Source organism: Streptomyces sp. BE20 (genome assembly GCF_036322525.1).
Taxonomy (GTDB): domain Bacteria; phylum Actinomycetota; class Actinomycetes; order Streptomycetales; family Streptomycetaceae; genus Kitasatospora.
The window spans coordinates 1-11,841 of the sequence record NZ_JAQYWW010000358.1; the positions used below are offsets into that span (position 1 = coordinate 1).

Below are 11,841 nucleotides of genomic sequence, written 5' to 3' on the forward strand. Positions count from 1 at the left end.
AGGAGTTGGGTGAGGGACCAGTCGACGTGGGGGGCGAGGGCCTGTTCGCACTGGTTCATCTTCTCGGCGAAGACGGGTGCGGTGTCGAGGAGTTCGACGGCCATGCCGGCCCACTGCGAGCCCTGCCCCGGGAAGACGAAGGCGGTCTTCCCCGCCGGGCCGGCGGTGCCCAGCACCACGTTCGGCGCCGTCCGGTCGGCGGCCAGCGCCTCCAGCGCGGCCGCGAAGCCCGCGGCGTCCTCGGCGACCAGCACCGCGCGGTGCTCGAAGGCGGTGCGGGTGGTGGCCAGCGCCCGGCCGATCTCCGCCGGGTCGTGCGCGGGCCCGTCGGCCAGGGAGGCGGCCAGCCGGGCGGCCTGGGCGCGGAGCGCCTGCGGGTCGCGCGCCGACAGCACCCAGGGCAGCGGGCCGGCCGGGACCGGGCCGGTGGGGTCCGCGTCGGTCGCGTCCGGGCCCGCGGCGTCCGGCAGGTCCCCGGCGTCCGGCGCCTGCTCGACGATCGCGTGCGCGTTGGTGCCGCCCACCCCGAAACCGGAGACCCCGGCGCGGCGCGGCCGCTCGCCCTCGGTCTCCCAGGGGCGGGCCTCGGTCAGCAGCTCGACCGCGCCCACCGACCAGTCGACGAACGGGGTGGGCTCGTCCACGTGCAGGGTCTTCGGCAGCACACCGTGCCGCATCGCCTGCACCATCTTGATCACGCCGCCGACCCCGGCGGCGGCCGAGCTGTGGCCGATGTTGGACTTCAGCGAGCCCAGCCACAGCGGCCGTCCGTCCGGCCGCTGCTGTCCGTAGGCGGCCAGCAGGGCCTGGGCCTCGATCGGGTCGCCCAGCGTGGTGCCGGTGCCGTGCGCCTCCACCGCGTCCACGTCGGCGGCCGACAGCCGCGCGTCCGCCAGCGCGTCGGCGATCACCCGCTGCTGCGAGGGGCCGTTGGGCGCGGTCAGGCCGTTGCTGGCGCCGTCCTGGTTGACCGCGGTGCCCCGGATGACGGCGAGCACCCGGTGGCCGCGGGCCACGGCGTCGGAGAGCCGCTCCAGCAGCAGCACGCCGACACCCTCGGACCAGCCGGTGCCGTCGGCCGCGCCCGCGAACGCCTTGCAGCGGCCGTCGGCGGACAGCGCCCGCTGCCGGCTGAACGCCACGAACGCGTCCGGGGCGGCGAGCACCGACACGCCACCGGTCAGCGCCAGCTCGCACTCGCCCGAGCGCAGCGAGCGCACCGCCAGGTGCAGGGCGACCAGCGAGGAGGAGCAGGCGGTGTCCATGGTGATCGCCGGACCCTCCAGGCCCAGCGTGTACGAGACCCGCCCGGAGAGCACACTGCTCGCCGTCCCGGTGTCCAGCAGCCCCTCGACCTCGGGCAGCCCCCGGGCGCCCACCCCGTAGCCGTTGCCGATCGCGCCGACGAAGACGCCGGTCCGGCTGCCGCGCAGCCCGGCCGGGTCGAGACCGGCGCGCTCGACGGTCTCCCAGCAGGTCTCCAGCAGCAGCCGCTGCTGCGGGTCCATGGCCAGCGCCTCGCGCGGCGATATCCCGAAGAAGCCGGCGTCGAACTCGTCGGCCTGGTGGAGGAATCCGCCGCTGCGGGTGTACGAGGTGCCGGTGTGGTCCGGGTCCGGGTGGTACAGCCCCTCGACGTCCCAGCCGCGGTTGTCCGGCCAGTCGCCGATGGCGTCCTCACCGCGCTCGACCAGCTCCCACAGCCGCTCGGGCGAGTCCACCCCGCCCGGGTAGCGGCAGCCCATCGCGACGATGGCGATCGGCTCGTGCCGGGCGTCCTCGGCGGCCCGCAGTTCACGCCGCGCGTCGCCCAGGTCGGCAGTGGCTCGCCTGAGGTAGTCGAGAAGCTTCTCGTTGTCCGGCATCAGTTCCAGCTCTCCCTCAGGCCATTCCGAAGTCGTTGTCGAGCAGGTCGAAGAGTTCGTCGGCGGTCGCCGCCGCCAGGGTCACCGGCGGCTCGGCCTCGGCCGGGCCCCGGCCGGCCCGTTCGCCCCAGCCGCGCAGCAGCTCGCGCAGCCGGGAGCCGATCTCGCGGCCGTCCGGCCCGGCCGGGTCGAGCGAGGCCAGGGCCTTTTCCAGCAGGTCGAGTTCGGCCTCGGCCGGGCCGCGCGACGGCGGGCGGAGAACGCTCTCCAGGAGCTCGGCCAGTGCGGCCGGGCTCGGGTGGTCGAAGACCGCCGTCGGTGGCAGCGGCACGCCGGTGACCGCGCTCAGCCGGTTGCGGAAGCGCACCGCGAGCATCGAGTCGAAGCCCAGTTCGGCGAAGGGCCGGTCGGGCCGGACGGCCGCCGCCGAGGCGTGCCCGAGGGCGGCGGCCGCGTGGGCGCCGACCAGCTCGACCAGCACCCGGTGCCGCTCCGCCCGGTCCAGCGGAGCCAGCCGAAGGGCCAGGTCGCCGGCCGGGTCCGTCGCGCCGTCCGTCCCGCCGGCCGCCACCGGGTCACCCACCGGGGCGGAGCCCGCCGCCGTGCCGCCGGCCAGGGCCGCCCAGCCGCCGCGCCCGGGGGTGGGCAGCCAGTAGCGCTCGCGGGCGAAGGCGTAGGTGGGCAGCCGGTCCGGCCGCAGGGGCCGCTCGGCCCGCCAGTCGACCGGCGCGCCCGCCGCCCAGGCCTCGGCCAGCGCCCGCAGCAGGCGGTCGGGTCCGCCCTCGCCGCGCCGCAGGGTCGGGACGGCGGTGGCCGGCCGGCCGGCGGCCTGCGCCGAGCCGTCGACCGCCGCGACCAGTACCGGGTGCGGGCTCACCTCGACGAACAGCTCGTAACCGGCCGCGAGCAGCGCCGAGGTCGCGGTGTCGAAGACGACCGGCTCGCGCAGATTGCGGTACCAGTACGCGGCGTCCAGGAGCGCGCCGTCGATCCGCTCGCCGGTGACCGTCGAGAAGAGCGGGACCTCGGCGGGCCGGGGCCGCACCTCGGCGAGGTGTGCCAGCAGTTCCTCGCGCACCTCGGCGACCTGCGGGGAGTGCGCCGCGTACGCCACCGGGATCCGCCGGGCCCGCACCCCGGCGCGCTCGCAGTCGGCCAGCAGCGCGACGAGCCGCTCCGGCACGCCGGCCACCACCACCGCCTGCGGGCCGTTGACCGCGGCCACGGCGAGCTCCGGCCCGTACGGTTCGAGCAGCTCGGTGACCCGGTCCCGCGCGGCCGACACGGAGACCATCCCGCCCGCGCCGTCCAGTCGGCGCAGTGCCCGGCTGCGCAGCGCGACCACCTTGGCGCCGTCCTCCAGGCTCAGCGCGCCGGCGACGACGGCGGCGGCTATCTCGCCCTGGCTGTGGCCGACCACGGCGGCCGGCTCGACGCCGTGGGAACGCCACAGCGCGGCCAGCGAGACCATCACCGCCCAGAGCGCCGGCTGTACCACCTCGACCCGGTCCAGCGGGTCGCCGTCGCGCAGCAGCCCGGTCAGCGACCAGTCGACGTGCGGGGCGAGGGCCTTCTCGCACTGCGCCATCCGCTCGGCGAAGACGGGTGCGGTGTCGAGGAGTTCGACGGCCATGCCGGCCCACTGCGAACCCTGGCCGGGGAAGACGAAGACCGTGCCCGGCGCGCCGGACCGCCCCTCGAACACCCCGCCCGAGGGCAGTCCCCCGGCCAGCGCGGACAGTTCGGCACGCAGCGCGTCGCGGTCCGCGCCGACCAGGGCGGCCCGCTGGGGCAGCGCGGTGCGGCCGGTGGCCAGGGTGCGGGCGGCCTCGGTCGCGGTGAGCCCGGGGTCGGCGTCGACGGCGGCCAGCAGCCGGCTGGCCTGTCGGCGCAGCCCGGCCGCGTCGCGGGCCGAGAGCAGCCAGGGCAGCCCGCCCGCGCCGGTCGCGTCGGTGGTGCCGTCCGCGTCGCCTGCGCCGCCCGTGCCGGTGCTGCCGGTCGCGCCGCTCGCGTCGCCGGCCCCGGCCGGTGCGGGCTCGGGGGCCTGCTCCAGGACGGCGTGCGCGTTGGTGCCGCTCATCCCGAACGACGAGACGGCGATCCGGCGCGGGCGTCCGTCCTCGGTCTCCCACGGGCGCGCCTCGGTCAGCAGTTCGACCGCGCCCGCCGACCAGTCCACCCGGGTCGAGGGCCGCTCCGCGTGCAGGGTCCTGGGCAGGACGGCGTGACGCAGCGCCAGCACGCTCTTGATCACTCCGGCGACGCCCGAGGCGGCCTGGGTGTGGCCGATGTTGGACTTCAGCGAACCCAGCCACAGCGGCCGGTCCCCGGGCCGCTCCCGCCCGTAGGTCGCCAGCAGCGCGCCGGCCTCGATCGGGTCGCCCAGCGTGGTGCCGGTGCCGTGCGCCTCCACCGCGTCCACCTCGGCGGCCGACAGCCCGGAGTTCGCCAGCGCCTGACGGATCACCCGCTGCTGGGCCAGCCCGTTCGGAGCCGTGAGGCCGTTGCTGGCACCGTCCTGGTTGACCGCCGTGCCGCGGACCACGGCCAGCACCGGGTGCCCCAGGCGCCGGGCCTCGGTCAGCGTCTCGACCAGCAGCACGCCCACCCCCTCCGACCAGCCGGTGCCGCCGGCCTCGTCGGAGAACGAGCGGCACCGCCCGTCGGCGGCCAGCCCGCGCTGGCGGCTGAACTCCACGAACGCGTCCGGGCTCGCCATCACCGCCGCCCCGCCGACCAGCGCGAACGAGCACTCCCGGGCCCGCAGCGACTGCCCGGCCAGGTGCAGCGCCACCAGCGAGGAGGAGCAGGCGGTCTCCACCGTCACGGCCGGGCCCTCCAGGCCCAGCGTGTAGGCGATCCGGCCGGAGGCCACACTGGTCACCGTGCCGCTGAGCAGGTGGCCCTCGACGTCGGCGGCCGGATCCTGCGGCCCGGCGCCGTAGCCCTGCGCGGCCACGCCGAGGAAGACCCCGCCGCTACTGCCCCGCAGCCCGGCCGGGTCCAGGCCGGCCCGCTCCACGGCCTCCCAGGCGGTCTCCATCAGCAGCCGCTGCTGCGGGTCCATGGCCAGGGCCTCGCGCGGCGAGATGCCGAAGAACTCGGCGTCGAACTCGCCCGCGTCGTGCAGGAATCCGCCCGCGGTGGCGTAGAAGGTGCCGGGCGCCTCCGGGTCGCCGCTGTACAGCGAGTCCAGCGGCCAGCCGCGGTCGGTGGGCAGCCCGCCCACTGCGTCCGTGCCGTCGGCGACCAGCCGCCACAGGTCCTCCGGGGAGCGCACCCCGCCGGGGAACCGGCAGGCCATCCCCACCACGGCCAGCGGCTCGCCCACCGGCAGCGGACCACCGGTCGCGGCGCCCGCGCCGCCGTCCGGCCCGTCCGTCCGGCCGACCAGCAGCGACAGCAGGTGCTCGGCCAGCGCGGTGGCGGTCGGGTGGTCGAAGACGGTGGTGACGGCCAGCTCCAGGCCGCACGCGGTGACCAGCCGGTTGCGCAGTTCGACGGCGGTCAGCGAGTCGAAACCGACCTCGCGGAACGGTCGTTCGGGCTCCACCCGGGCCGTGTCGGCGTACCCGAGAACGGCCGCCGACTCGCTGCGCACCAGGTCCACCAGAAGCCGCTGCCGGGCCTCGGGGCCCAGCGGTGCCAGCCCGGCCCGGAGCAGGGCGCCGGGGGACGACTGCGCGTCCGGAGCCTCCCGCGGTTCACCGTCGCCCCGGTCCTCGCCCCGGTCGTCGCCCCGGCCGTCGTCGGCGGACGCCGCCCGGGCGGCGGTCAGTTCGGCCAGCAGCGGGCTGCGCCGGGCCGACTCGAAGAGCGCCGCGAAGCGGGTCCAGTCCAGGTCGGCCACCACGAGGTGCGTCTCGTCCAGCTCCAGGGCCTGCTCCAGCGCGTCCAGCGCGGTCGCGGGCGCCATCGGGCGCAGCCCCAGCGCGCGCAGCCGCTCGCCGGTGGGGCCCTCGGCCATCCCCGTCCCCGCCCACGGTCCCCAGGCCACCGAGGTGGCGGGCAGCCCGCGCGAGCGCCGGTGCTCGGCCAGCGCGTCCAGCTGGGCGTTGGCGGCGGCGTACGCCCCCTGCCCGGCGCTGCCCCAGGCCGCCGACACCGAGGAGAACAGGACGAACGCCTCGATCCGGTGGCCCTCCAGGAGGGCGTCCAGGTTGGCCGCGCCCGCCGCCTTCGCGGCGCACTCGGCGGCCCAGCCCTCCGGCGTGCAGCGGGCCAGCGGCGTGTCGGACGTCAGCCCGGCGGCGTGCACCACCGCGTCGACCCGCTCCTCGCCGAGCCCGTCCAGCAGGGCGGCCAGCGCAGCGCGGTCCGCCACGTCGCAGGCCGCCACCGTGACCTCGGCGCCGAGCGCGGTCAGTTCGGCGGCCAGCCGCTCCGCACCCGGGGCGGACGGTCCGCGCCGGCTCGTCAGCACCAGGCGCCGGGTGCCGGTTCGGGCCAGCCGCCGGGCCAGTTGGGCGCCCAGGCCGCCGGTCCCGCCGGTGATCAGCACCGTGCCGCGCAGGGCCGCGAAACCCGCCGACGGGGCGGTGGCGGCCGGGGTGGCGGCCGGGGTGGCGGCGGGAGTGGCGGCGGCCGGGACCGGGGAGCGGCGCAGCCGGCGGCCCAGCAGACCGGACGGGCGGACCGCGAGCTGGTCGTCACCGCCCGCTCCGGCCAGTGCCGCGCACAGCCCCTCCCAGGCCGCGTCGTCCGGCTCGGCGGGGAGGTCCACCAGACCGCCCCAGCGCTCGGGGTGCTCCAGCGCGGCGACCCGGCCCAGGCCCCAGAGCCGGGCCCGCTCGGGCCGCCCGACCGGCTGCCCGCCGGCCTCCACCGCGCCCAGGGTCGCGCACCACAGCGGCGCGCTCACCCCGGCGTCGCCCAACGCCTGGACCAGGACGAGCAGTTCGATGTCCGTGCCGGGCAGGGCCAGGACTCCGTCGACGGCGGCGGGCAGCCGGCGGGCCAGCGCGGCGCGGTCCGTACCGTCCGCCGTCCGCAGCAGCTCGACCTCGGCGCCGCGGGCGGCCAGCGCCCGCGCGGCGCCGTCGGCCGGGCCGTCCGCGTCGGCGCCCTCGGGCAGCACCAGCAGCCAGCGGCCGGTGAGCCGGGCCGCGGGCCCCGGCTCCAGCGGCTGCCAGTCGATCCGGTAGCGCAGCCGCCCGGTGGCCGGTGCGGTGACGGCGGGCGCCGGCCAGAACCGGCGGTGCTGGAACGGATAGCCGGGCAGCTCGACCCGGCCGCCGCCGGTGCCGCCGGGACTCCAGTCCACCGCCGTGCCGTGCACGTACAGCCGGGCCAGGGCGGCCGTCACCGACTCGTCCTCCGGCCGCCCCTCGCGCAGCAGCGCCACCGCCGCGCCCTCGGGGGTGTCCGGCAGGCACTCCTGCACCAGCGCGGAGAGCACCCCGCCGGCGCCCAGCTCCACGAAGCGGTCGGCACCCTCGGCCCGGAGCCGCCGCACGCCGTCCAGGAACCGGACGGTGCCGCGCGCGTGCCGCACCCAGTAGTCGGGGGAGCACAGCTGCTCGGCGCCGGCCGGCTCACCGGTGAGGTCGGAGATCACCGGCAGCGTCGGCGGCCGGTACGCCAGGCCCGCCGCGACCTCCCGGAAGGCCGCCAGCATCGGCTCCAGCCGCGCGGAGTGGAAGGCGGTGCCCACCGCCAGCCGCTTGGTCCGCCGCCCGCGCGCCCGGAACTCCTCCGCCACGGCCAGCACCGCCGCGCGGTCACCGGAGAGCACGCAGGAGCGCGGTCCGTTCACCGCGGCCAGGTCGACCCCCGACGCGGCCGGCACCGCCGCGAGCTCCTCCTCGGTCGCCTCGACGGCCACCATCGCGCCGCCCTCGGGCAGCTCGTCCATCAGCCGGCCGCGCGCGGCCACCAGCGCGCTCGCGTCCGCCAGGTCCAGCACCCCGGCCGCGTGCGCGGCGGACAGCTCGCCGATCGAGTGCCCCAGCAGCAGGTCGGGCCGCACACCGTGGTGGTCCAGCAGGCGCAGCAGCGCCGTCTGCAGGGCGAACAGGGCCGGCTGGGTGTAGCGGGTGCGGTCCAGCAGCGCGGCCTCCGCACTGCCCGGCGCGGCGAACATCACCTCGCGCAGCGGCCGGTCCAGGTGCGGATCCAGCGCCGCCAGCACCTCGTCCAGCGCGTCGGCGAAGACCGGCTCGGCACGGTACAGCCCGGCCCCGGCCCCGGCCCGCTGGCTGCCCTGGCCCGGCAGGAGGAACGCCGTCCGCCCGTCCGCCCGCACCACGCCGGTGGTCACCGCCGCCGAGCGGGCGCCGTCGGCCAGCGCCCGCAGGCCCTCGCGCAGCGCCGCCCGGTCCGCGCCGTGCACGGCGGCCCGGTGCTCCAGACCGGCCCGGCTCACCGCGAGGGCCCGGCCCAGCTCCGCGAGGTCGACCTCCTCCCGCCCGTCCAGGCGGCCGGCCAGCTGCTCGGCCCGGGCCCGCAGGGCGGCCGGGCCCCGGGCCGACAGCAGCAGGGGCGCACGGCGCGCGGGCAGCGGCGCCCGCACGGGGGCGTCGGGCGCCTGCTCCACGATCACATGGGCGTTGGTGCCGCTGATCCCGAACGAGGAGACGCCCGCGCGTCGCGGCCGGCCGGTGTCCGGCCAGGCGACGGCCTCGGCCAGCAGCCGTACCGTGCCCGAGGACCAGTCCACGTGCGGGTTGGGCTCCGCGATGTGCAGGCTCCGGGGCAGCAGGCCGTGCCGCATCGCCAGGACCGTCTTGATCACCCCGGCGACCCCGGCGGCGGCCTGGGTGTGGCCGAGGTTGGACTTGACGGAACCGAGCAGCAGCGGCCGGTCCGCGGCCCGGCCGCGCCCGTACACGGCCTGCAGCGCCTGGGCCTCGATCGGGTCGCCGAGCCGGGTGCCGGTGCCGTGCGCCTCGACCGCGTCGACCTGGTCGGCGGTCAGCCCCGCGTCTGCCAGCGCGGCCTGGATGACCCGCTGCTGGGAGGGGCCGTTGGGCGCGGTCAGGCCGTTGCTCGCGCCGTCCTGGTTGACCGCCGAGCCCCGGACCACGGCCAGCACCCGGTGGCCGCGGGCCACGGCGTCGGAGAGCCGCTCCAGCACCAGCACGCCCACGCCCTCGCCCCAGCCGGTGCCGTCCGCGTCCGCCGAGAAGGCCTTGCACCGCCCGTCCGGGGCCAGCCCGCGCTGACGGCTGAACTCCACGAACAGCTTGGGCGTGCTCATCACCGTGACCCCGCCGGCCAGCGCCAGCTCGCACTCCCCGCGCCGCAGCGACTGGGCCGCCAGGTGGAGGGCGACCAGCGAGGACGAGCAGGCGGTGTCCACGGTCAGCGCCGGACCCTCCAGCCCCAGGGCGTAGGAGATCCGGCCGGAGAGCACACTGGCCGTGTTGCCGGTCAGCAGGTGGCCCTCGGAGATCCCCTCGGCGGCCGCCAGCGCGTCCACGTAGTCCTGACCGTTGGTGCCGACGAAGACGCCGACCCGGCCGCCGCGCAGCGCCGACGGGTCCTGCCCGGAGTCCTCGACCGCCTGCCAGGCGGTCTCCAGCAGCAGGCGCTGCTGCGGGTCCATGGCCAGCGCCTCGCGCGGGCTCACCCCGAAGAACTCGGCGTCGAAGCCGCCGGCGTCCGCCAGGAACGCGCCGCTGCGGCTGTACGTGGTGCCGGGTCGGTCCGGGTCCGGGTCGAACAGCCGCTCGACGTCCCACCCGCGGTCGGCCGGCCAGTCACCGACGGCGTCCCGGCCCTCGGCCAGCAGCTCCCACAGCTCCTGCGGCGAGCCCACCCCGCCCGGGAAGCGGCAGGCCATGCCGACCACGGCCAGCGGCTCGCCGCCGTCCGGCCCGGCGGCCGCGCCGCCCCCGGGCGCACCGGCGGGGCCCGGCTCGGCCGACTCCCGCGCCAGGCCCAGCTCGGCCAGCAGCCGCACCGCCACCGCGTGCGGTGTCGGGTGGTCGAAGAGCACGGTCGCGGGCAGCCGCAGACCGGTCGCCGTACCCAGCCGGTTGCGCAGCTCGACGGCGGTCAGCGAGTCGAAGCCGAGCTCCGCGAACGCCCGCGCGGGCAGCACGGCGCCGCTGTCGGCGTGCCGCAGCACGGCCGCGGCGTTGGCACGCACCAGGTCGGTCAGCAGGTGCATCCGCTCGGCCGGGGCCAGCGGGGCCAGCCGGCCGGCCAGCTCGCCGGGCCGCTCCGCCGCCGCGGGCCGTTCCTCGGCCGGCGCCGCGGTGGCGGGCACCGGCAGCCGTCCCAGCAGCGCCGAACGCAGACCGGACGACTCGGCCAGCCGCCGCCAGTCCACGTCCGCGACCACCACCAGCTCGTCGTCCTCGCCCAGCGCGCGGGCCACCGCGGTGATCGCGCTGCGCGGTGCCATGGTCGGCAGACCGCGGTCGCCCAGCCGCCGGGCCACCTCGTCGGCCAGCATTCCGGCGCCCGCGCCGCCGGTGCCCCGGTCGGCCCCCTCGGTGCCCCAGGCACCCCAGGCGATCGCGGTTCCCGGCAGGCCGGCGGCCCGGCGCCGCGCGACCAGCGCGTCCAGAGCGGCGTTGGCCGTCGCGTAGTTGCCCTGACCGGCGTTGCCGACCACGCCCATCACCGAGCTGAACACCACGAAGGCGGACAGCTCCAGGTCGGCCGTCAGCTCCTCCAGCAGCAGGGCCGCGGTCAGCTTGGCGCGCAGCGAGAACGCCATCCGCTCGGGCGTCAGCGCGTCCAGGACCCCGTCGTCCAGTGCCCCGGCGGCATGCACCACCGCGTCCGGCCGGTACGCGGCGACGGCCGCGGCGAGCTGCTGCCGATCCGTCACGTCGCAGGCCACCGGCTCCACGGCCGGGCCCAGCTCCGCCCGCAGCTCCGCCGCCCCGGGCGCCGCCGCACCTCGGCGGCTGAGCAGCACCACCCGTTCGGCACCCTGCGCCACCAGCCGGCGCGCCAGGTGCGCCCCGACCGCGCCGGTCCCGCCGGTCACCAGCACCGCCCCGGCCGGCCGCCACACCGCCGGGCCCGGCCCGGAGTCCCCGGCCGTCCGGACGGGGGCGGCCAGCAGCCGGCGCCCGTGCACGCCGGTGGACCGCACCGCCACCTGCTCCTCGTCCCGCGCGGCCGCGAGCACCGCGCACAGCCGCCGCGCCGCCCGCTCGTCCAGTCCCGCGCCGTCGGCGGGCGGTAGGTCCACCAGCCCGCCCCAGCGCTCGGGGTGCTCCAGCGCCACCGTGCGTGCCAGCCCGGCCACGGCACCCTGCACCGGGCCGCCCGGCCGCTCACCCGCGCCGAGCACCGCCGTCCCGCTGACCAGGCACCACAGCGGCGCTTCCACGCCCGCGTCGCCCAGTGCCTGTACGAGGGCCAGGGTCAGCGCGACCGCGCCCGGTAGGTCGGCGAACTCCGGGTGCGGGCGCTCCTCGTGGGCCAGCAGCGAGAGCACGCCGGCCGGCGCCTCCCCGTCGCCGAGCGCCTCGGTCACCCGCTTCGCCAGCGCCTCGCGTCCCGTTCCGGGTCCGCTCACGGTGAACGGGACCACGTCGAGGCCCACCGCGGCGAGCGCCTCGACCACCCGGCAGGCGGTGTCGCTCTCCGGCAGCACGGCCAGCCAGCGGCCCGCCGGCGCCTCGGCGGGCTTCAGGCCCAGCGGCTGCCAGCCGATCCGGTAGCGCCAGGAGTCGGCCTCGGCGGTCGCGGTCCGTTCGGCCCGCCAGCCCGCCAGCGCGGGCAGCACCTCGCCGAGCGCGGCCGGACTCACCTGGAGCTCGGCGGACAGTTCGGTCGGCTCCTGGCGCTCCAGGACGTCCCACAGACCGTCGGTGGACGGGCCCGCCCCCGGGGGCGTGGTCGTGCTCGGGGCGAGCCAGAACCGCTCCCGCTGGAACGGGTAGGTGGGCAGTTCGACGCGTCGGCCGCGGGGGATCGCGGTGGTCCAGTCGACGGTGAGGCCGGTGGTCCAGGCGTGGGCGAGGGAGGTGAGGAGGCGTCGTCGGTCGCCTTCGTCGCGGCGCAGGGTGGG

2 protein-coding genes are annotated in these 11,841 nt (G+C 78.2%); both read right to left on the reverse strand.

The window, feature by feature from the left end; all coding sequences use genetic code 11:
- On the reverse strand, positions 1-1,868 hold a 1,868-nt coding region (locus PUR61_RS02590), incomplete at its 3' end, for a type I polyketide synthase (protein WP_443034436.1).
- Between the two features lie 13 nt (positions 1,869-1,881).
- On the reverse strand, positions 1,882-11,841 hold a 9,960-nt coding region (locus PUR61_RS02595), incomplete at its 5' end, for an SDR family NAD(P)-dependent oxidoreductase (RefSeq protein ID WP_329875172.1).